The organism is Polyangium sp. y55x31, assembly GCF_029946505.1.
In the GTDB taxonomy this organism is placed as follows: domain Bacteria; phylum Myxococcota_A; class Polyangia; order Polyangiales; family Polyangiaceae; genus Polyangium.
In genome coordinates this window covers 1-22,133 of the sequence record NZ_JARZHG010000054.1, presented here as the reverse complement: position 1 = coordinate 22,133, position 22,133 = coordinate 1, and the positions used below count along the sequence as shown (strand labels likewise).

Annotated in this window: 16 protein-coding genes and 1 pseudogene; 9 read left to right on the top strand and 8 right to left on the bottom strand. The window is 68.7% G+C overall.

Features of this window, described 5'->3' with window-relative positions; all coding sequences use genetic code 11:
* Positions 1-22: 22 nt before the first annotated feature.
* Positions 23-1,078: a nucleotidyltransferase domain-containing protein gene (locus QHF84_RS46310; protein ID WP_281320044.1), complete on the bottom strand. Its 1,056-nt coding sequence runs from the start codon at positions 1,076-1,078 to the stop codon at positions 23-25.
* A 79-nt stretch (positions 1,079-1,157) separates the two neighbouring features.
* On the opposite strand from QHF84_RS46310, the gene QHF84_RS46305 reads away from it, so the two are divergent.
* The 5 genes from QHF84_RS46305 to QHF84_RS46285 all read left to right on the top strand — a co-directional run bounded on the left by QHF84_RS46305 (position 1,158) and on the right by QHF84_RS46285 (position 6,350).
* A complete protein-coding gene (locus QHF84_RS46305; protein ID WP_281320043.1) occupies positions 1,158-1,400 on the top strand; it encodes an amphi-Trp domain-containing protein in 243 nt (80 codons plus the stop codon).
* Complete coding sequence (locus QHF84_RS46300) at positions 1,397-3,268, top strand: ribonuclease R family protein (protein ID WP_281320042.1); 1,872 nt, start codon at positions 1,397-1,399, stop codon at positions 3,266-3,268. The genes QHF84_RS46305 and QHF84_RS46300 overlap by 4 nt, the downstream gene beginning before the upstream one ends.
* A 233-nt stretch (positions 3,269-3,501) precedes the next feature.
* Positions 3,502-4,764: an AAA family ATPase gene (locus QHF84_RS46295; protein WP_281320041.1), complete on the top strand. Its 1,263-nt coding sequence runs from the start codon at positions 3,502-3,504 to the stop codon at positions 4,762-4,764.
* A 2-nt stretch (positions 4,765-4,766) separates the two neighbouring features.
* A complete protein-coding gene (locus tag QHF84_RS46290; RefSeq protein WP_281320040.1) occupies positions 4,767-5,405 on the top strand; it encodes a retron system putative HNH endonuclease in 639 nt (212 codons plus the stop codon).
* A 78-nt stretch (positions 5,406-5,483) separates the two neighbouring features.
* The gene (locus QHF84_RS46285; RefSeq protein WP_281320039.1) at positions 5,484-6,350 is read left to right on the top strand and encodes a hypothetical protein; all 867 of its coding nucleotides are present in this window, start codon (positions 5,484-5,486) and stop codon (positions 6,348-6,350) included.
* Here the strand turns inward: QHF84_RS46285 and QHF84_RS46280 are convergent, their stop codons facing one another.
* The 3 genes from QHF84_RS46280 to QHF84_RS46270 form a co-directional block, all read right to left on the bottom strand.
* Positions 6,351-7,217 (bottom strand): STAS domain-containing protein, encoded by an 867-nt coding sequence (locus tag QHF84_RS46280; protein ID WP_281320038.1) that lies wholly within the window; start codon positions 7,215-7,217, stop codon positions 6,351-6,353. It abuts the gene before it with no gap.
* Between the two features lie 63 nt (positions 7,218-7,280).
* On the bottom strand, positions 7,281-9,185 hold the full coding sequence (locus tag QHF84_RS46275; protein ID WP_348652940.1) for an OPT family oligopeptide transporter: 1,905 nt from the start codon (positions 9,183-9,185) through the stop codon (positions 7,281-7,283).
* Positions 9,186-9,245: 60 nt separating this feature from the next.
* A complete protein-coding gene (locus tag QHF84_RS46270; protein WP_281320036.1) occupies positions 9,246-11,234 on the bottom strand; it encodes a CocE/NonD family hydrolase in 1,989 nt (662 codons plus the stop codon).
* Positions 11,235-11,345: 111 nt separating this feature from the next.
* On the opposite strand from QHF84_RS46270, the gene QHF84_RS46265 reads away from it, so the two are divergent.
* Complete coding sequence (locus QHF84_RS46265) at positions 11,346-13,718, top strand: M20/M25/M40 family metallo-hydrolase (RefSeq protein WP_281320035.1); 2,373 nt, start codon at positions 11,346-11,348, stop codon at positions 13,716-13,718.
* Position 13,719: 1 nt separating this feature from the next.
* On the opposite strand, the gene QHF84_RS46260 is transcribed toward QHF84_RS46265, so the two are convergent.
* Entirely contained in the window at positions 13,720-14,697 is a 978-nt protein-coding gene (locus tag QHF84_RS46260) for a hypothetical protein (RefSeq protein WP_281320034.1), read from the bottom strand.
* An 85-nt stretch (positions 14,698-14,782) separates the two neighbouring features.
* Between QHF84_RS46260 and QHF84_RS46255 the strand changes: the two genes are divergently transcribed.
* From QHF84_RS46255 to QHF84_RS46245, 3 genes are read left to right on the top strand one after another with little or no spacing between them, the layout of a single operon-like run.
* On the top strand, positions 14,783-16,072 hold the full coding sequence (locus QHF84_RS46255) for a ferredoxin--NADP reductase (protein ID WP_281320033.1): 1,290 nt from the start codon (positions 14,783-14,785) through the stop codon (positions 16,070-16,072).
* Complete coding sequence (locus QHF84_RS46250) at positions 16,072-16,842, top strand: MerR family transcriptional regulator (protein ID WP_281320082.1); 771 nt, start codon at positions 16,072-16,074, stop codon at positions 16,840-16,842. The genes QHF84_RS46255 and QHF84_RS46250 overlap by 1 nt, the downstream gene beginning before the upstream one ends.
* Before the next feature lie 29 nt (positions 16,843-16,871).
* Positions 16,872-18,050 (top strand): ferritin-like domain-containing protein, encoded by a 1,179-nt coding sequence (locus QHF84_RS46245; protein WP_281320032.1) that lies wholly within the window; start codon positions 16,872-16,874, stop codon positions 18,048-18,050.
* 1 nt (position 18,051) lies between these two features.
* On the opposite strand, the gene QHF84_RS46240 is transcribed toward QHF84_RS46245, so the two are convergent.
* From QHF84_RS46240 to QHF84_RS46230, 3 genes and pseudogenes are all read right to left on the bottom strand, one after another.
* The gene (locus tag QHF84_RS46240; protein WP_281320031.1) at positions 18,052-18,687 is read right to left on the bottom strand and encodes a hypothetical protein; all 636 of its coding nucleotides are present in this window, start codon (positions 18,685-18,687) and stop codon (positions 18,052-18,054) included.
* Positions 18,688-18,704: 17 nt separating this feature from the next.
* Positions 18,705-19,298 carry a hypothetical protein gene (locus tag QHF84_RS46235; RefSeq protein WP_281320030.1) on the bottom strand — a complete coding sequence of 198 codons (594 nt, stop codon included), beginning with the start codon at positions 19,296-19,298 and terminating at the stop codon, positions 18,705-18,707.
* 102 nt (positions 19,299-19,400) lie between these two features.
* A pseudogene (locus tag QHF84_RS46230) lies at positions 19,401-22,133 on the bottom strand (hypothetical protein); the annotation flags it as partial.

Genomic DNA, 22,133 nt, shown 5'->3' with positions numbered 1-22,133 from the left:
ACACGCGCAACCACGGCTCCGATCAGAACACGCCGAATTGCCGCACGAGCCCGGCGATCTCTTCGTCCTCCAGGAAGAAGACCTGATCGAGCCCGTCCTGGAAGGTGTAGGTCAAGTTCGTCGCTTCCTTCCAGAGCGCGTCTTGGTTGAAGGCTTCGAACGGGAGATCGGAGAGGTGTCGACGTTTGTCCTCGTCCGAGAGGATGGCCATGAAGGCGTCGTACGAGCTCATCACCTTCTGCGCGGTCTCGACGGAGATCGCAGGCCGAAGCAGGACCTCGCACATCTGCTCGAACGGCGAGAGGCGGAGACGCTCACGGAGGTAGCGGACGACACGTGTCGGATCCAGGCCGCCCTCACCGCGCCGAAACTCGCCCTTGCCAAAGAGCTCGAGCGAGAAGCACGCCAGCATCCCGCTCGCGAAGAGCAGCTTGCGGCTCATGCGCAGCTTGATGTTGCGCAGCGCCCAGCCGCCCTTGAAGCCCTGCTTGTTCACGAAGTCGACGGTGATGGTGCGCCAGTACCGGATGATGTCGTTCAAGAGGACACGCGGCACGAGCTTCGAACGCTTGGAGAACAAAAGACCACGGTCGTCGGAGACGTAGCGGTGCAGCACGAGGTCGACGACCCGATCGAGCGCCTCCCTCTGGCCGATCGCGATCGACTCGAGCAGGAGCAGGATGCGCTGCGTGGTGTTGCGGTTCGTGTCGTCGTGGCCCCCGATGAGGTGCAGCAAGGGGTGGCTGAAGGACACGTTGTCGAACACGCCGAACGGGCTCGGCGGCTGGAACTTCGCCGCGTCGAGGATACGCGTGATCGCCACGGCCTCTTCGAAGTGGACCCGGTCCGCGCGCCCGTCGACGAGCAGCGTCCAGTCGATGTCGCTGCCAGGCGTGTACTCGCCGCGAGCAAACGAGCCGAAGACGACGATGCTCGCGTCCTCCGGATCGTGCCCGCGGAGAAGCTCGCGGAGCTTTTCGAGCGTCCGCGCGGAGAGGTCACGCGCGGCGAGCACGTGCGGAAAGGCGCGGTTCGCCTTCGCTTCGAGCCGCTCAATCACCTCGGATTTCGCTTCCATTCCCGTTTTCCTGAGGGGTCCGGACACTAGCACATGCCTCCCGTGGACATCGCGACGATGAGCCGACTATCCTCCGCCCATGGCGAGAGACGTCACGCGCATCCGTTCGAGGGACGAGTTCGTCGCGCTCCTCCGCCGCGTCGCCGACGCGGTCGAGCGAGGCGAGCCGTTCCGCGTCCAGGTCGGCGGCGTGCGGGTCACGGTCCCGTACGACGCCGAGCTCTCGGTCGAGCACGAGGCCGAAGGCGACGCCGAGGAGATCGAGTTGCAGCTCCGGTGGCGCCGCGGGCAAGCCACGAGCGACAGCGCCGACGACACATGAACGACGGCACGACACGCGGGCGTATCTCCGTTCATCCGAGAGGGTTCGGCTTCCTCGTCGCCGAAGCCCCGGCGCCCGTATCCGCGTTCATCGCGCCGCCGGATCTGAACCCGTTCCTCGACGGCGACATCGTGACCGCGCGGCTCACGTCCGAGGGCAACGGCCGCTTCGTCGCGAGCGAGCTCGCGCTCGTCAGCCGCGCCCGCGCCGAGGTCTTCGGCAGCGTCGTCCTGCGCGGCGGCAAGCGGTACCTGCGGATCGATCGCTCCGTGGCGAACACCGACTGGCCGCTCGACACCACGAACGAGCTCGCCGAGGGCACGCACGTCGTGGCCGAGGTCTCGGGCGATCGCCTCGTCGTCGCGCGTGTCGTCCCCGAGGGAGCCGATCTCGGCGTCGAGCGTTGCATCGCGCGGCACGGCCTGCGCGCGGTCTTCGCCGAGTCGCTCGAGCGCGCCGCCGAGGAAGCAGCCACGCGGCCGATCCCCATGGAGCGGCGGCGCGATCTGCGGAGCGTCCCGACCGTGACCATCGACGCGGCCTCCACGCGGGACATCGACGACGCGCTCTCGGCGTACCCGGCCGATGCGAGCGGCGCGCTCCGCGTGCTCGTCTCCATCGCCGACGTCGACGTGTTCGTCCCCGAGCGCTCGCTCCTCGATCGCGAGGCGCGCCTGCGCGGCACGAGCGTCTACCTCGCGGGCCGCGTGCTCCCGATGCTCCCCGAGGCCATCTCGTCGCGCGCGGCGAGCCTCGTCGAGGGCGAGGACAGGCCCGCGCTCACGGCCGAGCTCCGCATCGATCCCGAGGGTCGCATCACCGCGGTCGACGTCTACGAGAGCCTCGTCCGCTCGCGCGCGCGCCTCACGTACGATGCCGTCGACACGTTCCTTTCCGAGGGCCACGCCGAGGGCGTCCCGCACGCCGTCGAGAGCACGCTCCGCTGGCTCCGCACCGCGGTCGCGCGCCTCAGCACCGTCCGCGCGGCGCGGGGTGGCGTCAACCTCGCGCGCGAGGAGGCGCGTATCGAGCTCGACGCGCGCACCGGCGAGCCCACCGCGATCGAGGCGCGCCGCGAGACCCCCGCGCACAGGCTCGTCGAGCGGCTCATGGTCGCGGCGAACGAGGCCGTCGCCGAGTGGCTCGTCGCGCGTGGCCTCCCGGGCATCTTCCGCGTGCACGACGAGCCCTCGCCCGAGCGCGTCCGCACGCTCGCGCAGCTCGCGCACAACTTCGGCATCGAGGCCGGCTTCGGCCCGCGCCTCTCGGCCCGCTCGCTCGCCGCGTTCGAGACGCAGATCGCCGGCGCGCGCTTCGAGCCAGCGATCCGCACCGTGCTCGGCCAGGCCCTCGGCCCGGCGCGCTACACGCCCGATCCCGGCCCGCATTTTGGCCTCGGCGCGCCGCTCTACCTGCATTTCACCTCGCCGATCCGCAGATACGCCGACCTCCTCGTGCACCGCATCCTCAAGCGGTACCTCGAAGGCCATCGCGATTACGAGGACATCCGCGCCGGGCTCGCCGTCCTCGCGGCCGACTGCGACCGTTCCTCGCAAAACGCGGGCAAAGCCGAGGCCGAGCGCCACCGCATGCTCGTCGCGCGCCTTTATGCCGGCCGCCTCGGCGAGGAGGTCTCGGGCAACATCGTCGCGCTGAAGCCGTTTGGCCTGCTCGTACAAATCGCCGGCACGGGCGCGATGGGCTCCATTGCGATGGAAGCCCTCCCCGGCGGCCCTTTCCGCACCGACCTCGCCGCGCAGGCGCTCATCGGCCACGGACAGCGGTTTGCCGTGGGCGACCGCATCCAGGCGACCGTCGCGGCCGTGCATGAGGAGCTCGGGAGGATCGACCTCGTCCCGACGCGATGACGAAGGCGCGTCGGAGGAGGACGAGGGCGCTCCGCGTGATGACGACGGCGTTCGGCGGGATGACGACGGCGTCCGGACGTGATGACAACGGCGTCCGGCGGGATGACGACGGCGCTTGCCGATGGGTCGGGGCCGGATGACGACGGGCTCGGGGCCGGGTGACAACGGGCTCGGGGCCGGGTGACGACGGGCTTGACCCCGATCGAGGGGCGAGTAACGAAGAGCGTGCCCGCATGAGGATCTCGTCTCTGACGCTGACGCACTTTCGTGGCTTCGAGAGCCTGGAGCTACGCTTGCCCCCGGAGGGACCGGCGGTCCTCATCGGCGTGAACGGTGCGGGCAAATCGAGCGTGCTCGATGCGATCGGCATGCTCCTTTCGACCTTCACTGCGCTCGCATTCGGGGACTCGGTGCGTCGCGCGGAGGTGAAGCTCAGCGACGGCGACATCAAGATTGGGCATGAGGGCGTGGTCGTCGACGCGACGGTCCGGATGGACGAGGAGGACGCACACTGGGGACTTCGCTCCGATCGCTCCCGCCGGTCGCCTGCTGCGAAGAGAGAAATTCTCCGAGGAGCGCAGGTTCTCCAAAAGAACCTGGCGTTGGTTAGAGACATAAACATCCCCGTGCTCTGCTTCTACTCGGCGAACAGAGCACTCGCGAGCGAGGTCCACGGAGAGCCGACGACCGCTCCGTACCCGCAACTCCAAGCTTATGATCGAGCCTTCCGACACGGCGTCGGAGCATTTCAGGATTTCGTCCGCTGGTTCCGGCTCGAAGAGGACCTCGAGAATCAGGTCCGCCTGCGTGAGCGCCCGGAGCATCGAAACCCTTCCCTCGAAGTCGTCCGGTCCGCGCTCACGCGATTCCTACAAAACCTCGGCGGGGCGCGGTTCTCCGATCTGCGGATCGAGCGGAGCGCCGCGGCGAGGGAAGGCTCGCTCGTCATCAACAAGGACGGCGTTCCCCTGCGGATCGAGCAGCTCTCCGAGGGCGAAAAAAACACCCTCCTCCTCGTCTCCGATCTGGCCCGGCGCCTCTCGATCGCCAACCCGCGTCAGGAAAATGCCCTCCTCGGGGAGGGCATCGTGCTCATCGACGAGATCGACCTGCACCTCCACCCGGGCTGGCAACGCGAGATCTTGCCCGCCCTCGGCGAGACCTTTCCGGGCATCCAGTTCATCGTCAGCACCCACTCCCCGCAAGTCCTCAGCCGGATTCCCAGGGAGCACGTCTTCATCCTCGAAAACTTCGGGCTCGTTCGGGTCACGCCGCCGACGTACGGCCATGACGCGAGCTCCATCCTCGCGGAGGTCATGGGGCTCTCGGCGCGGCCCAAAGACGTCGAGGAGAAGATCCGCAATGCCGCGCGCCTCATCGACGAGGAGCGCATCGACGAGGCGAAGGCCGCATTGAACGAGCTCATCGCGCTCCTCGGCGAGGAGGACGCCGACATGGTCCGGCTCCGCGCCCTCCTCGGCTTCCTCGACGGCTGACCATGCGCACGATCGAGAAGGGCAAGGAGCCGCAGAGCCTCCGGCTCCATCGCAAGGCCGGCGGCACGTACGAGACCTATGCGCAGACGGACGAGCTGCGGGCATCGCTGCTCGCGGCGCAAGGGCACATCTGCTGCTATTGCATGAAGCGGATCTCGCTCCGGACGATGAAGATCGAGCACTGGGCCTCGCAGAGCGACAACGAAGACAGGACCGTCGATTACGACAACCTCATGGGCGCCTGCACGGGCGGCGACGGGGAGCGGAAGGCCCTCCAGCACTGCGACACATCGAGGGGCAATACGCCGCTGAAGGTGAACCCGCTCGATAGGACGCAGCGCTGCGAGCGCCTCATCGGGTTCCTCGCCAACGGGGAGATCTTCTCGACGGATCCGGAGATCCAGAAGGATCTCAACGAGACGCTCAACCTGAACAACGAGCGCATCAAACCAGCCCGGCAGAAGATCCTCGACAGCCTGCGCCATCGGCTCGGCAAGGAGACACCGGGCTACTGGACACGCGAGATGCTGGAGCGTGAGCTCTCCGCGTGGAAGAAGCTCAATGCAAGCGGGATGTATCGCGAGTACTGCCAGGTCGCGATCTACTTCCTCGAAAAAATGCTGAAGCATCGCGGGACATGACCCGACGCGCGGTGCGCCATCCTGCTCTCGCCCACATTCCCCTTGACACGGCTCGCCCGCTCGCCGAATTCTCCCGCCATGCCCCTGGAGCCCAGCGACGACCCGATCCACACCCTCGAAATCCTCGCCGCGAAGGTCGGCGCGCCCCCGGCGGGGCTGCTCGACGCGCTGCTCGCGGGCACCGATAATGAGCAGCTCACCGAGAAGGGACGCGCGATCGCCACGAGTCGGCTCGTCGTCGATGGCGTGCGGCTCTATCAGGAGGCGTACAAGTTCTGGCAAGACGCCGCCGACACCCAGAAGAAGCGCCTCAAAGGGTTTTCGCTCCCCCTGCTCGCCGTCGCCGTGCATCAGCTCCACGCGCTCCACGCGCAATCGCAAAAAGTCGCGAACGACGCGACCGACGAGGTGAAGACGCGAGCCAAACGCGCGGCCGAGGCGAGCCGCGCGGCCGCGCACGGGGTCGCGCTGCGTGATCAGGCCGCATCGTCCATGCGCGACGCCGCAGGCCTCGATCCCGCCTTGCGCGCGGAGGTCGACAAGGTGGTGGGCACGGCCGATACGCCGGACACGCTCGCGCGCGGGCTCCACAACCTCGCCGAGGTCCTCGACGCGTGGCTGAAGTCGCCCGCGGGCTCGCCCATCCACGCGCGGATCACGCTGGCGAGCCTCGATGCAGCGTACGCGGCGGAGCTTCGCGCCGCGGCGAACGCCGTGCAAACAACCGCGGCGCAAGCCGGCGAGCGCAACGCCGCGCGTGCCGCCGCGCAAGCAGGGCTCGATCGAGAAGACGGCGTCGCGATCCTCCTGCTCGGGCAGATCGTACGTGCCTTCGACGCAGCGAATGATCTGGATCCGACGATCCCGCGCCTCCTTCCGAACTCGACGCGGCGGCTGTTCTCCCGGCGGACGAAGAAGAAGGAGACAGGCGCGGCGGAGGCGTAATCACTTCCCCCGCCTCACCACCTCGAACGCCATTCTCCGAAGCGCCGCCCGCAATCCATCCCGCAACGTCCCGTACGTCGGCACGCCCGAAAGCGGCGCATCGATCCCCACCAGCGTCCTTGCCACCTCCGGGCTCACGCCGACCACCGCGCATCCCGCCCCGAGCAGCCGCGTCGCGCTGATCGTTTGCAAGAGCCGATGCGCGGCGCTCTCGTCCACCGACCGCATCCCTGTGATGTCGAGCAGCACCTCGCGTGTCTGGAGCCGCTGAATCGCCTCGAGCACGTCATCCGTCACCCGCTCGCCTCGCCGCTCATCGAGCGTCCCCACGAGCGGAACCACGAGCACGCCGTCCCACACTTGAATGATCGGCGCCGAGATCGCCTGGATCAGCGCGATCTTCTCTTCGAGCTCGGCCGTCCTCGCGGCCACCATTCGTTCGAGCTCGGCTCGATGCTCCGCGACGAGCGCCTCGTTGCGCTTCTCGGTCGTGATGTCCTTCACCTGCACGAACACGCCGATCGCCGCGCCGTCTTCGCCGCGCACCGGGGCATACACGTTCTCCCAGTAATTCCGCTGCAGCGCCTCGTCGCCGTACGCCTCGATCACCGTGAATGCCTCGCCGGCGAGCGCGCGATCGAAGTTCACGCGGGCTTTCTCGCGATCCGCGGGGGCCTTGATGGCCTCCAGCATGCTCAGACCGAGGCGGATATCGACGCCCCAGATCGCCCGCATGACCCCTTCGTGCCGGGGATTGAAATGGATGTATCGGTATTCCCGATCGAGCGCGAACATGATCGCGCCGGGGATGTTCTCTCCGATGGCTCGGAGCACGGCCGCCGCGGCGTCGCCTTGGATCTTGCTCATCGATCGAGCATCATCGATCCACGGCGTTTCGCGCGCAACCGGCTCGTCACCGCGTGGCTCCACCTACTTCTGCAGCACACCGGCCACCACGAGCAGCTTGATCGCGATTCCCATCAAGCTCTCGCCCGCGATCCACCCGCTCGACACCGGGACCGTCAGACGTTCGCCGAGGGCCGGCTTCGTCTTGCGCAGCACGTGCGCGATCGTCGCCCCGATGAACATCGCGATCGCGTTGCTCGCCGGGATCACGAGCGCGATGCCGAGGCCCGAGGGCGAGGGAATGAACGGGAGCAGCTTCTTCGGCGCGAATCGCTCCGCGAGCGCGAGCACGACCCCGAGCACGAGGCCGATCACCATCGCCCGGTCCGCCCCCGCGGGCAAACCGCCGAGCCCGCCTGCGAATGCCTTCGAAACGCCGGCCCACACGAGGCACGAGGGCGCGGGCCATTCCTCGCTGCCGAGCACGGACGGGTCCGGCATGATGAGCCAGAAGGCCGGCACCACGACGAGCGCCCCGGCCACCACGCCGAAGAGCTGCCCTTTGAGCTGCTGCCGCGGGCTCGCGCCGAGCAGCCACCCGCTCTTCAGGTCGGTCAGCAAATCCGCCGAATGCAGCCCGACCCCGCCCGTCACGTTCGCGCTCATGATGTTGCCGGCGAGATTGCCGGGCGTCAAAAGCCCGTACACCGCCTGCGTCACCGGCCCGAGCGCCTTCGTCGGCGTCACGTCCGTCTCGCCCGTCACGCGCGCCGCGACGAACCCCATCACGACCGCGAGCGGCACCGCCACGATCCCGGCCCAGAACGGGATCTTGAAGAGGAAACCCATCAAGAGGATCACGATCGGCGCGAGCACGGCGAACCCCGCGGGGAACCACCAGGCCGGGCACTCCACCGCCGCGATCGGCTCCTCCTTCTCGGATTTCTTCGCGCCGCCCGTGAATATCCCCGACAAACCCCGGAACGACCGGACGATGCTCTTGTAATCGAGCAAAAAGCTCGTCAGGCCCGAGGCCACGAGGATCGCGGCGCCTGGCCAGAGCGTCCACCCGACGATCGCCTTGTAGCTCACCTCTTTGATCGCGTGCTCCGCCGCGAGCCGCGGCGCGAGGATCGCGTAGCCGGCCATCCCCGACAGCAAGAGCGACCATGCCGTGCGGAAGCTCATGAGCGCGCCCGCGCCGACCAGCACGAGCTCGCAGTTCAGCATGATCGTCCAGTCCTTCGCCGCGCGCCCCGCGATCGTGAAGGGCAGCGCGATCGAGCTCGGCAGGTTGAACGGGATCCACGCCGCCTTCGCGTCCCGCAAGAACGCGAGCAGCGCGCCCATGAGCCCCGCGATCCCGAGCAGCCGCGCCTTCTCCTTGCCCGCGCCCGCGCCTTCGGCGCCCGCGTCTCCGTGGTGCACCGCATCGTGCATCGAGCGCAACGTCTCGGCCGTCGCCGTCCCCGTCGGGAAGGCGAGCGCCTCCTTGTTGATGAGCTGCCGCTTGATCGGGATCGCCGCGAACACGCCCATCGCCGCGATCACGCCGAACCAGAGCATGAGCCAGATCGCGCTCGGCCGCATCGTCGTGACCATGAGCAGCGCGCCGAACGCCGCCATGTTCCCGCCGCCCGTCATGTACCCGGCCGCGGACGCGACCGAGCCCATCGCGTTGTTCTCCAGGATCGTGAACTCGCTCCTCGTCAGCTTCGCCGCGCGAAGCAGCTCGAAGACGGCGAACGCCAGGATGCACGCGGTCAACGTGACGCCGAGGCTCCACCCCGTCTTGAAAAAGACGTAGAGGTTGGACAAACACATCACCCCGCCGATGAGCATCCCGGCGACGATCGCGCGCGGCGTGAGCTGTTTTTCCCCTTTGCGATAGACCGTATCGAGCCATTGTTGCTCGGGGTCCTTCGCGGGTGCGTTCTCCGTCCGGGCGGCGGACTCTTCAGGCGCGGCGGGCTCGGCGGTGGGGTCCATCGTGGTCATCGCGGGTTCGGCGCGAGCGTACCGGAGATCGTTCGAGGTGCGAAGAAAAACCTACTCGTCCAGCGCCGGGAGGATCGTCACTTCCAGCGCGCTCGGCATCGCCTGGGAGCGATACACGCGGTGCGTCGCCTTCGTGTAATCACCCGGCTTGGCCTCGAAGATGTTCGGCACGAATTTCTGCGGGTTTCGATCGATGAACGGGAACCAGGTCGATTGCACCTGGATCACGATCCGGTGCCCGCGTTTGAAGGTGTGGAACACGTCGTTCACCGCGAACTTCACCTTCGTCGGCTCGCCCGGGACGAACGGCTTCGGCGCCTCGTAGCTCTCGCGGAACCGGCCGCGGAACGGCTCGCCGCGCACGAGGGTCTGCTGGCCGCCGCGGTCCTTCTTGCCGTCCCACCGGTCTTCCTTCTTGAACCCCGGCATCTTTCCGGGGTTCTCGTCGATGAGCTTCACCACCCAGTCCGCGTCGGAGCCCGTCGTGCTCACCCACAGCTCGGCTTCGAGCGGACCCGCGAGCGTGACGTCCTGCTCGAGCGGCTCCGAGCGATATTCGAGCACGTCGGGCCTGCGCGACGCGAACCGCTGATCCTCGGCCATGTAGCTCGACGACCAGCCATTCGCCATCTCCTGCGTGTACGGCACTGGTTTGTCCGGGTCGCTCAGGTATTCGTCGCTCTCGGCCTCCGCGTTCTTCGGCGGCTCGAACGACAGCGCGCCGCTCCCTTGCAGATAAAGCCGCCCCTTCTTCGCCTCGCGCGGGGGCCAGGCGTCGAGGCGCCGGAAGCGATTGGCGCCCGCCTCGAAGACCAGCGCCTCGGCGAGCTCCGGGTCCGGCCCGTCCTTCAGGTGATGCTTGAAGAACGCGAGCTCGAGATCCTGGAGCACGGTCGACGTCGCGAACCCGAACTCCGCGTCGCCGAGCTTGTCCCCGGGCCCGTGGTTCCAGCCTCCGTGTTTCCACGGCCCCATCACGAGCGAATTCTTCGCGCCCGGGTTTTGCGCCTCGATCGCGCGGTACGTGGCGAGCGGGCCATAGAGATCCTCGGTATCGTAAAACCCTCCCACGACGAGCACGGCGGCCTTGATGTTGCGCAGGTGGGGCAGGATGTTCCGGGCTTGCCAGAACGCGTCGTAGTTCGGGTGCGCCACGATGTCGCGGAAGAACGGGCGCTCGCCCTTGAAATGCTTCGCCTCGGCCTCGGACAAGGGCCCCGCGGAGAGGAAAAACCGATACGCGTCCGGCGTCCCGTAGTCGACCCCCTCCCAGTCGTCCTCGCTGTCCTCCGTGGGCTTCGGCCGCGGTTTGTCGAACGAGCCGAAGAAATGGAACGCGAGCTGCAAATTGAAGGCGCCGTGCCGGTGCATGTCGTCGCCGCGGAACCAGTCCCCGATCGGCGCCTGCGGCGAGATCGCCTTCAAGGACGGGTGCGAGTCGATCGCGCCCGCCGACGAATAAAACCCCGGATACGACACCCCGAGCATGCCCGCGCGCCCATTGTTCCCGGCCACGTTTTTCGTCAACCACTCGAGCGTGTCGTACGTATCCGTGCTCTCGTCGATGTCCTTCGGCCCCTTCTTGTCGAGGTGCGGGCGCACGTTCACGAACTCGCCCTCGGACATGTAGCGGCCGCGCACGTCCTGATGCACGAAGATGAAGCCCTCCTTCTCGAAGGCCTCCGTGAGAAAACGCCTGCGATACCGATCGGCCCCGTACGGCCCCACGGAGTAGGGCGTGCGCATCATGAGGAACGGATACTTCCGTGATGGGCTGGCGTCGTTCGGTACGTACACCGCCGTGAAGAGCCGAACGCCGTCGCGCATGGGAATGCGATACTCGTATTTCGTGTAGCGCGACCGGATGAACTCCGCGCGCGCGTCCCGCGCCTCGCCCTCGCTCGAAGGCGCGGGCGCGGCGGCGGGCGCGGCGAGCGGCGGCGGCGTCGGGGCGGCCTTCTCTTCGACCCGACACGCGGGCAAGGCGAGGATCGCGAGGACGAGCGGGGACGTGCGGGCGAGAAGAACACGAGCGGACACGAACGAACCTCCTGGGGGCGCCGGGGGCGCACAGGATAGACGCCAGCCCGGGCCGTTGTGACCAAAATTCAATCGACGTGCCTCGTGCCGCGGCAGTGGTAGCCTCGGGACATGACGAACAAGCCGGAAAAGCGCCCGGAAGCCTGCCCTCGGCCCGGACGCGAGGAGGCCACGCCTGCCCTCCGCGTGCCCCCGATGGCCCTGCGCGCCGCGCTCCTCCTCGCCCTCCTCGTGATCGTCGCCCTCCGCATCCGGGGGTTCGTCCCGAAAGACCCACCGCCGAGCGCGTCGCCGCAAGGGTTTTCCGTCGATCGCGCCGCGGCCCACGTCACGCGCCTCGCCGCATCTCCGCGACCTCCGGGCACCTCGGGCCACGACGACGCGCGGGATTTCATCCGCGGCGAGCTCGCGCGCCTCGGCATTTCGGTGGAGATCCAGCGCGCCACGGCGCTCGGCACACACTGGGGCGTGCCGTACGACGTCGCCCGCGTGGAAAACCTCGTCGCGCGTTTGCCCGGGCGCGAGCGGGGCCCGGCCCTCGCGCTCGTCGCCCATTACGATTCCGTGCCCAATGCCCCCGGCGCGGCCGACGACGCGAGCGGCGTCGCCGTCCTGCTGGAGACGGCCCGCGCCCTCCGCGAGGGCCCGGCGCTCCGCAACGACGTGATCTTCCTGTTCACGGACGCCGAGGAAGCCGGCGTCCTCGGCGGGAACGTATTCGTCCAGGAACACCCGTCGTTCCGCGACATCGGCCTCGTGCTGAATTTCGACGCGCGTGGCACGCGCGGCCCCGTCGGGCTCATCGAGACGAGCGCCGGCGCCGGCGCGCTCGTGCGGCATTTCGCGGACGCCGTTCCGGATCCCGTCGCGTCGTCGCTCTTCCCCGAGATCTCGCGCCGCCTCGGCCACCAGACCGATTTTTTTCCCTTCCGAGAGGCCCGCGTGCTCGGGATGAATTTCGCGTTTGCCGACGGCGCTACCCATTACCACGCGCCCGTCGACGACCCGGCGCACCTCGACCGGCGGACCCTCGCGCACGCGGGGACGCTCGCGCTCGCCCTCGCGCGACGCTTCGGCGACATCGATCTCACGACCCTCGGGGCCGAGCCGGTCGTCTATTTCGACGTCCCAGGCCTCGGCCTCGTCGTGTACGGCCGCGCATGGGCGCTGCCGATTGCGATGATCCCCGCGGCGCTGTTCGTCCTCGCGCTCGTTTTCGCGATCCGGCGCGGGCAAGCGCGCCCCGCGCGTGTGCTCGCCGGGCTCGGCGCGCTTCTTGGCTCGCTCGTGGTCGCGGCCGCGCTCACGGTCGGGATCGTCGCCGCGCTGCGCGCCCTCGCGCCCGCGTGGGGCGTTTTCCGCGGAGATCCCTTCGATCCCGGCCTCGCGCGTATCGCCTTCGCCCTGCTCGGCGCCACCGTGTATGCCGCCGCCTATCGGTTTTTCCGGGCACGCCTCTCCCCATTCGAGCTCGCGCTCGGCGCGGCCGCGGCCTGGCTCCTCCTCGCCCTCGCGACGGCCGCGCTCCTCCCGGGCGCGAGTTTTCTTTTTGCCCTCCCGCTCGCCGCGTCCCTCGCGGGCTTGCTCGTCTGGCAAAGGCGCCCTTCTCCGCAATCGCCGTCGAGCGGCCTCTGGCTCCTGCTTTCCGCGCTTCCCGCGCTCGTCCTCGTCGTCCCGGTCCCTTACCTCCTCTTCATCGCCCTCGGGTTGCCCCGCGCCGCGCCGGCGGTCGCCGTCGTCGTGCTCCTCGCAGGCCTCATCGCCCCGCTCTTCGAAGTCCTCGGCGCGGGCGCCTCTCGAAAACCCGCGCTCGGCCTCACCGGCGTTTGCGTGGTCCTGCTCGGCCTGGCCGTCGCGACGAACCCATTCTCGCCGGCGCAGCCCCGCCCTGCATGCCTCGCATATGCTCTCGACGCCGATCGACGTGAAGCCGCCTGGACGACGACCGATCAAAAGCCGGCTCCCTGGACGGCCTTGCACATCCCGGAAGCCACGCGCCGCGCCCCGCGATTTTCATTCCACGGCCAGGGCACGCTCAGGCACGAGGCCGAGGCGCCGCCGCTCGACGTCCTGCCTCCCCAGCTCGAATCCCTCGGCGACACCCTTCACGACGGGATCCGCACCCTCCGCTTTCGTCTTCGCTCGGGCCGGAGCGCGCCGTTCGTCCTCGTCTCCGTCACCTCCGAGGCGCCCATTCGCGGCGGCACGATCGACGGGCGCCGCGTGGACGAGCCGAGCGAATTTCGCCCGACGACCGACGAGCCTTGGGGTTTCACCTTCCAGGGTTTGCCCGCGGAGGGCATCGAGTGGTCCATCGACATTACGCCCGGCGCGCCCGTATCGGTGCGCGTGGTCGATCGGACCTATGCCTTGCCCGAGCAGCTCCTCCGCGCGCCGATGCCCGCGGACCTGATGCCGATGCCCTTCCGGATCGCCGGCTCGACGTTCGTCGCCGTCGAGCGCCGCTTCGGCGCGGGCCCCTGAATCAACCTGCCTTCATCCTCGCCCTTTTTCTCCTCTGCCCGCTCTCGGGCTTCTTCGTCTCGACGCGCAGATGCTCCCAGAGCGGCAGCGCGGGCACGATCGGATCCTCGGCTTCCGTGATCGCGCGGCGAAGAGCCTGCGTATCCAGCGGCCCGCCTTTGGGCCACAGCACCTCGCCTTGACCATCGGCCACGTTGTGGAGCGCGTCGATCACCTTTCCGCGCGTCACGCCGAGCGTATCGTGCACCAGAAGCCCAGGACGGAAAGGCTCTTCACGCTCCACGAGCGCACGCTCGAACGCCTCCTCGTCGAACGCCGCGTTGCCCTCGGTCCCGAACCCGAGCTCCTGCGGCGAGGCCGCGATCGTCTTTTTTTCGTACGTCTGGACGAGCCCCTTGTCGATCGCGACGCGCTCGCCCTCCCCGTCGATCATCGCGCGGCCGTCGAATCCGTCGGGCGTAAAACGCATGGCCACGTCGTAGTCGTTCATGTCCGACGACGCCCACGCCACGTATTGCCAATCGCGCGCGCCTGCCCTCCGGAGCGCGTCGGCCGGCGCCGCGGCCCAGTCGTCCACCAGGAACACCTCGCAGCCGAACGAGAATGCCTGCGATTTGAGCCGGAAATTTCCGGGGATGTAGAACACCGCCTCGACGCGCGGGCTCACGGCGACACGCACGAGGCTCTCGCCCGCGAAACCCGGCTCCGCGTCGGCCCACGGATCCGCGATGGTTTTCGCCGAGCAGCGACGTTTGTCGTACAGGTACGCGACGAACAGGTAGCTCACGGTATCGAGGAAAGCATGGTGCAGGCTGGATGACAACTCGTCCCGCCGACGAACCAGCGCCGATGGTACGAACATGAAGCATCTATCGCTGGTCTTTTCCGTACTTATCGTCGCCTCGTCGATTTCGTGCCTCGTCTCGGACACCCGATAGCTGCAACCCCCGCGGACGACGACGGCGGCGGCCTCCCCCACGACGGCCGCCCCGGAAGCGCCGCCGCCAGCGCGTAGTGTCAAGTGACACTTGACACTTGGCAGACCCGACGGGTAGAAGCGAGCCATGGAGCTCGACAAGGCCCAGAGCGGCGGCGAGAGGGCGAACGAGGCGCGAAGAGGCAGCGGGCCCGCGGCGCTCCTGCCCGCCACGATCGTCGTCCGGCTCGAAGCGCTGGTGCGCGACGTGCGCACGGTCTTGAACGACTTCACCGGCGCGCGCCCCGCGCCCTACTCGGTCCGCGAGCCGCTCGCCCGGCACCTCATCGCCGTCACGCCCGAGCCAAGCCCCGGCATCACGCCGCGCAGGCTCCGCGTCACCCGCGTCGTGCGCGAGACCAAGGACGCCGTCTCGCTCACGCTCACCGATCCCGAAGGCCGCCGCATCACGTTCGTGCCGGGCCAGTTCTTCACCGTGCTCGTCACGCTCGCGAGCGGCGAGGTGCTCCGTCGCGCCTATTCGATCTCGAGCCTGCCCGACGAGGACGGCGCCGCCGCCGAGGTGACGATCACCATCAAACGAATGCCCGGCGGGCGCGCCTCGAACCACCTGAACGAGCGCGTTGCGGAGGGCGACGTCCTCGACGTGCTCGGCCCCTCGGGCAACTTCATCGTGACGCCGGACCCCGCCGCGCGAAGGCATCTCGTGCTCATCGCGGGCGGCAGCGGCATCACCCCGCTCGCCTCGATCACGCGGACCACGCTCGCCCGCGAGCCCGAAAGCCGCGTCTCGCTCGTGTACGGAAACCGCGGCGAGGCCGACGTCATCTTCCGCGAATCGCTCGAATCCCTCGCTCGAGACCACGCGGACCGCTTCACGCTCCGCCACGTGCTCTCCGATCCACCCGAGGGTTTCACCGGACGCACCGGCCTGCTCGATCACGACAACGTCACGCGCGAGCTCGACGCGATCGCCGCGTCCTCGGGCCTCGACGCGGACGCCGCCGAATATTACGTCTGCGGCCCCGAGCCGATGATGATCGCGGCGCGCGAGGCCCTCCTCGCCCGCGGCGTCGAGCCCGCGCGCATCCACGAAGAACGATTCTCCGCGCCCGCGCGTCGCACGACGCCCGAGCTGCCCAAGGCCTCTGCCCTGGTCGAGATCCGCCTGCGCGGCCGCACGAAGATCGTCTCCGCGGCTCCCGGACAAACCCTGCTCGAAGCGGGCCTCGGCGCGTCCCTGCCCATGCCTTTCTCGTGTACGATGGGCGGGTGCGGCGTGTGCAAGGTGAAGCTCCTCTCGGGGAACGTGACGAGCGAAGAGCCGAATTGCCTGCACGAGGAGGAACGGAGCCAGGGGTTCGTCCTCGCGTGCGTGTCCCACGCGGCAGCGCCGTGCACGGTGGAAGTCCCGTGATGGACGTCGCGATCGCGAGCAAGGAGCCCGCGCGTCCCGCGGTGGACCGCGAGGCCTATCCGTATCGCATGAAGGACCTCTGCGAGCGGACGGGCCTGCCGCGGCAGGTCATTCATTTCTACATCCAGCAAGGCCTCGTGCCGGAGGGCCACAAGACCGGCCGCAACATGGCCTATTACGGCGAGCCGCACCTCGCCCGCATCCTCCTCGTGCGCAAGCTCCAGCACGAGCGCTTCCTCCCGCTGCGCGCGATCAAGGCCCTGCTCGAGGAGCGCGACGAGGCCTTCAGCCCCGCGCAACGCAGGTTCGTCCACGAGGTGAAGGCGCGCCTCAGCGCCACGCTCGGCGCGCGCGCGGACAAACCCACGACCGCGGACGCGAACGAGCTCATCAAGAAGCTCGGTCTTTCACGGAAAGATCTCGAGGACATGGTCGAGCTCGGGCTCATCGCGGCCGCCGAGGAGCACGACGCCTCGGGCCGCGCGCGTCTCGTCGTGGCGAGCGACGACACGTGGATCCTGGAGACGTTCGCCGAGTTCCGGCGGATCGGCTTCGACGAGTCGATCGGTTTTTCGGCGCGCGACATCCTGATGTACGAGGAGGCCATGGGCGCGCTCTTCACCCGCGAGGCGAAGCTCCTCGCCGAGCGCCTCTCCTCGCTCTCGCCCGAGCAGGCCGCGTCCATGGTCGAGCGGGCGTTGCCGCTCATCAACGCCTTTCTGGTCCGCTACCACGACGCTCTGGCGAGGAACTTCCTCGCGACACTTTGAGGTGCAACGGTTTTCGGAGGAGACACGACATGTTCGACACGAGCCGGCTCACGAGGTTCCTGCCGCCGAGGATGCAATCGCAGATCGACGCGTATTTCGAGGCCCTCGACGTCCTCCTCTCGGTCAAGGATCCCAAGGTGCTCGGCGCGCTCGGCCCCTCAGGCGTGCGGGGCTTGATCCTGCACCGCGGCAAGCAAGGCACGCCGACGGACATGCCCGCGACACACGTGGCCCATTTCGACTGGACGTACCCGAGCGATCAGCCCGAGATGGCCGACCTCTACCGCCGCGCCAAGGTCGGGCAGTGGAACGGCGACGACCTGCCCTGGCACACGAGCGTCGATCCTTTTGATCCCGAGCGCCCGCTCATCCCCGAGGAGTTCCTCTCGTTCGAGGAGATCGAGGCGCTCGGCATCAAGATCGACAAAAACGAGCGGACACAGCTCAGCTACAGCATGTGCGCCTGGATGCTGAGCCAGTTCCTGCACGGCGAGCAGGGCGCGCTCTTCGCCGCCGCGCAGGTGACCGAGGCCGTCCAGTTCTTCGACGGCAAGCTCTACGGCGCCACGCAGGTGATGGACGAGGGCCGCCACGTCGAGGTCTTCAACCGCTACCTCGATACGAAGCTCCACAAGCTCTACCAGATCAACGACAACCTCTTCGTGATCATCGACTCGCTCATGACCGACGGCCGCTGGGACATGAAGTTCCTCGGCATGCAGATCATGGTCGAGGGCCTCGCGCTCGGCGCGTTCGGCACGCTGTACAAGCTGACGAAGGAGCCGCTCTTGAAGGAGCTGCTCAAGATGGTCATCCAGGACGAGGCGCGGCACGTGCATTACGGCGTGTGCGCGCTGCGCGAGCACTTCACGAAATACATCACGGAGCGCGAGCGGCAGGAGCGTGAGGACTGGGCGTTCGAGGTCGCGCTGCTCATGCGCAACCGCTTCGCCGCATACGAGGTCTACGACGAGTGGTTCGAGGGCCGGATGACGCGCGCCCAGTGGCGAGGGGTGGTGGACCGGTCGAAGGGGATGGTGGAGTTCCGGACCACGATGTTCAGCCGCCTCGTGCCGAACCTGCGCGAGATCGGCCTGCTCTCGCCGCGGATCATGCCGCGGTACGAGGAGGCGGGCCTCATGCGGTACTTCGGCGGGCTCGCCGCCGACAAACTCACGGCGGACAAGCTCCTCGCGGATCTACATTGAGTCAGGGCGAGACGGAGATCGTGACGGTCGTCTCGTCGGGGTAGCTGAACGTCCCTTTGACCTCGAACGGATCGAGCCCGGTCTGGCAGCCGCCCTCGCAGTTCTCCATGGCGTTCGCGAAGAGCGGCACCGTCGCCTCCACCATGCCCGGCGCGACGGCGAAGCCCTGGGAACACTCGGAGGGCTTGATCCCAGCGGGATCCGCCTTTTCGTAACAGCTCGCAGGCATGGCGACGCGCTGGTAGAGCAGGCCCTTCCAGGGAAATGTCACCGTCGCGCCCGGCTCGATCGAAGGCAATGACGAGTCGAAGCAATCGAGCGGGAACTGTTCGAGCGTTCGGCCGTCGTCACACGTGACGTCGAGGACCGTGAGCTCGGCCCTTCCCGATGTCGCCCCCGCAGGCTCCCCGAGCGGCTGGAGGGAGAACTGCGCGTCGCACATACCGCTGCGCAGGTAAACAGGCGTGGAGCGGTCGTTCCGGACGACGATCTCGACCTCGCCCGCGGAGGCCTCCGACATGAAAGGCGCGCAAACGTCGGCCGGCTCGTTCGTCCCGGAGCCCCCCTCGCCGCCGCTGCAGCCGGAGAGCGCCGCCGAGAGCCCTCCGAACACGAACAGCCATTCTTTTTTGATCACGTGTCTCTCCGTGCCCATCACGATCCCTCGAGTCCGCGCCAAGGCTTCGGGAAGAAGCGCCATTTGCCATTCACGAACGTGAGCCCGTCGAACGCCATGCCGATCGTCTCGCCGGGCTTGACGAACTTGAAGCGATACCAGCGCACGCCCGGCTTCATCGCCTCCACGGCCTTCTTGTATCCGCCGGGGAAATTCGGCCCGTCGCCCTGGCCCGCCGCGATCTCCTCCGTCGTCGCCGAGAACAGGAGGAGCTGGGTTTGTCCGTCGTTCGGCTTGACGGCCGCGTTCGGGTCGGACCACATCTTCTTGTAATGCGATTCGAGCTTGCCCGCGGCCTCTTCCTTGAAGACGGCCTTGTAATCCTCGGCCGTCGGTTCGAGCGGCTTCGTGAGCGCCGCGTGATCGACGCCGGGCTTCAAGAACTGTTCGAGTAGCGCCTTCGCCGCGTCCATGTCCCCGCCGCCCGACGGCGCCGCCGCGCTCTCACCCGCGCCCTTCTGCCCCGGCGCGGCCTTCCCCTCGGCGCCGGACGCCGAGTCGGATTTGCTGCACCCGGCGGAGCAGAGCATCACCAAAGCGAGCGATATCGCAGACAACGAACGAATGGACACGGACACCTCCCTCGGGCGCGCGAGCGCCCCGGCGCGCGAGTCTAGGCGACGAGCGCGCCGGCCGTAAACCCTGGCCCGCGGGAAAAAGGCGCGGGAACGTGCTCAGAACACCTGCCCGGACGCGCCCGCGGTGCCCGCGCTCCCGGGCGAGGTGCCGCCCGCGCCGCCGGTGCCGGGCGTGAGCGTGTTGCCAGTGACCGAGACCAGGGGGCTACCGACACGATACACGGCAAACGAGGGGCCGCCCGCGCCGCCGCCGCCGTGCCCGCCATTGCCACCCTTGCCGCCCGTACCACCATTGCCGCCCTGGCCCACCTCGGCCGTGCACGTCGCCGCGCCCGAGCCGCCGCTCCCGCCGGTCCCGCCCGTGGCGCCCGCGCCGCCGCTCCCGCCGGCCCCGCCCTTCGCGCTCTTGATGGTATTGCCCGACAGGGCCATTCCGTTCGAATTGATGATGAAGAGCCCGAACGATCCCCCGCCCGCGCCGCCGCCGCCGCCGCCGGTGCCGCCGCATCCACCCGCGCCGCCGCCGCCGCCGCCGTTGCCCGTGCCATTGATGACGAACGCCCCGGTCTGGCCGCCGCCGCCGCCGCCGCCGCCGCCGCCATTGCCGTGCGTGCCGGTCACGCCGGTGACGCCCGCATTGCCGACCCAGAACAGGCTCGCGGTCGATCCGCCGCTGCCGCCTGCTCCGTTTCCGCCGTTCGGCCCCGCCGAACCATTCTGACCGCCGGCGCCGTCCGTTCCCGTGTTGCCAGCCGAGCCGCCGATGCCGCCGGCCGTGCCACCGACGCCCGAGAGCCCTGTTCCGCCGGCGGACGCGTCGCCGCCCTTGCCACCGAGGCCGCCGGTGCGGCTGCACGTGCTCGTCCCGCCCGAGCCGCCGGCGGCCGGCGTGCTCGAATCGCAGGCGCCGGGCCCGCCCGCGCCCCCGTTGCCGCCGTTGCCGCCGACCGTCCCCGCGGCCCCGGCCGCCCCCGGCCCGGCTGCCCCGGCGGAGAGCGTGCTGTTTTTCAGGACGAGCGACGCGCAGTTGTTGCAATACATCGCATAATTCGAGACGCCCGCCGTGTTCGTGTCGAGCGTCTGGATCGTCATCCGATCGACGGTCATCGCCATGACGAGGTCCTTGCCCTCGACCGCGCTCACGCGGCCGTTCAGCACGGTGCTCGATTGAATGGTGGCGACGTAGGCCGCGCTCCGGGCCCAGTTGTTCTGCGCCGAGTACCCGCCGTACACGGATACGCCGTTCGCCAGCACGACGCGGCCGTCGTAGAGGCCCTGCGACACGTAGACCTGCTTCTTGCCCTGCACGACGGCCTTCGAGATGCCGGCGGAGATCGTGGCCATCGGGGACTCGCGCGTGCCGGCGTTCAGGTCGTTTCCGGTTTTCGCGACGAACACGGCCGCGGAGGCGTCGCCGTCGATGCCGTCGCAGTTCGTGTCGGCGAATCCGTCGTCGGGCAGGTCGGCCCCGACGAACTGGCATTCGCAGCCGTTCTGCGGGGAGCCGTCGACGTCGACATAACCGGGCAAGCAGGAGACGAGCTGGCACATGCCGGACGAGCACGTCGATTGCGCATTGGGGATGAGCATCCCGCAGTTGTTGTTGCAGCCGCCGCAGTTCGACGCGTCATTGAGGAAGTTCGTCTCGCAGCCGGTCGCGCCCATGCCGTCGCAGTTGCCATACCCCATGGCGCAGACGCCGAGCGTGCACGCGCCGGACACGCACGACTCGGAGGCGTTCGCGAGGTCGCAGGCGGCATTGCACGCGCCGCAATGGGCGAGGCTCGTCTGCACGTTCGTCTCGCAGCCGGTCGAGCTCACGCCGTCGCAGTTGCCGAACCCGCTGTCGCAGGCGCCGAGCGTGCAGGCGCCCGAGACGCACGACTCGGCGGCGTTCGCGAGGTCGCAGGGCGCGTTGCACGCGCCGCAGTGGGCGAGCGTCGTTTGCAGGTTCGTCTCGCAGCCGTTGCCGGGCATCTGGTCGCAATTGCCGAACGGCGCGGCGCAGACGGCGGGCACGCAGGTGCCCCCCATGCAGGCCTCGGTCGCGTTCGGGAGATCGCAGGCAGCATTGCACGCGCCGCAATGCTGCACGTTGCTCGTCACGTCCGTCTCGCAGCCGTCGCCGGCCACGTCGTTGCAATCCCCGAACCCCGTGGTGCACGCGCCGGGCTTGCAAGATCCCGCGACGCAGACGGCGGTGGTGTTCGGCAAGCTGCAGGCATTGTCGCAGCCGCCGCAATGGTCCGTGCTCGTCATGATGTCCGTGTCGCAGCCATTCGTCGGATCCGCGTCGCAGACGGCCTTGCCATCCGGGCAGCCCTCCGCGGTCCCGACGATGGGCACGAGGACGTCGGACGCGCCGGCGCCGCCGATCGTCGCCGTGACCTGCACGTCGAGCGGGTCGAGCGGCTCGGCGAGGCCGGGCGAGGTATACGTGACCTCGAAATAAAGCGACGTGCCGGGCGGCCGGTCGAATGGCAACGCGACGGGCACGCGGATCGGCGGATTCGGCGCGTCGGGCACGTACCGGACCACCGCGACGGAAAAGTCGGGGTTCGCCACGCTCACCGACTGGAACGACGCGGTCGCGTTCGAGGCATTGTCCACGCGGAAAAGCCGCATCCGTGTCGTCCCCGCGGGCACGCTGCCATACGAAAGCTCCTCGGGGCTCGCGCAAACGCCCTCCGGGCCCGCGTCATTCAGCACGCAAAGCTCGAGCCCGGCCACGGGCCCGCCGCCCGCGCCGCCCGCGCCTCCAGCGCCGCCAGCGCCTCCCGCGCCGCCAGCGCCGCCCGCGCCCCCTGTGCCGCCCACGCCGCCGGCTCC

Coding starts and splice junctions, on each gene's coding strand:
- QHF84_RS46275 (WP_348652940.1), bottom strand. CDS start 9,185: ATGGACCCCACCGCCGAGCCCGCCGCGCCTGAAGAGTCCGCCGCCCGG.
- QHF84_RS46310 (WP_281320044.1), bottom strand. CDS start 1,078: ATGGAAGCGAAATCCGAGGTGATTGAGCGGCTCGAAGCGAAGGCGAAC.
- QHF84_RS46280 (WP_281320038.1), bottom strand. CDS start 7,217: ATGAGCAAGATCCAAGGCGACGCCGCGGCGGCCGTGCTCCGAGCCATC.
- QHF84_RS46290 (WP_281320040.1), top strand. CDS start 4,767: ATGCGCACGATCGAGAAGGGCAAGGAGCCGCAGAGCCTCCGGCTCCAT.
- QHF84_RS46295 (WP_281320041.1), top strand. CDS start 3,502: ATGAGGATCTCGTCTCTGACGCTGACGCACTTTCGTGGCTTCGAGAGC.
- QHF84_RS46300 (WP_281320042.1), top strand. CDS start 1,397: ATGAACGACGGCACGACACGCGGGCGTATCTCCGTTCATCCGAGAGGG.
- QHF84_RS46250 (WP_281320082.1), top strand. CDS start 16,072: ATGGACGTCGCGATCGCGAGCAAGGAGCCCGCGCGTCCCGCGGTGGAC.
- QHF84_RS46245 (WP_281320032.1), top strand. CDS start 16,872: ATGTTCGACACGAGCCGGCTCACGAGGTTCCTGCCGCCGAGGATGCAA.
- QHF84_RS46265 (WP_281320035.1), top strand. CDS start 11,346: ATGACGAACAAGCCGGAAAAGCGCCCGGAAGCCTGCCCTCGGCCCGGA.
- QHF84_RS46285 (WP_281320039.1), top strand. CDS start 5,484: ATGCCCCTGGAGCCCAGCGACGACCCGATCCACACCCTCGAAATCCTC.
- QHF84_RS46305 (WP_281320043.1), top strand. CDS start 1,158: ATGGCGAGAGACGTCACGCGCATCCGTTCGAGGGACGAGTTCGTCGCG.
- QHF84_RS46255 (WP_281320033.1), top strand. CDS start 14,783: ATGGAGCTCGACAAGGCCCAGAGCGGCGGCGAGAGGGCGAACGAGGCG.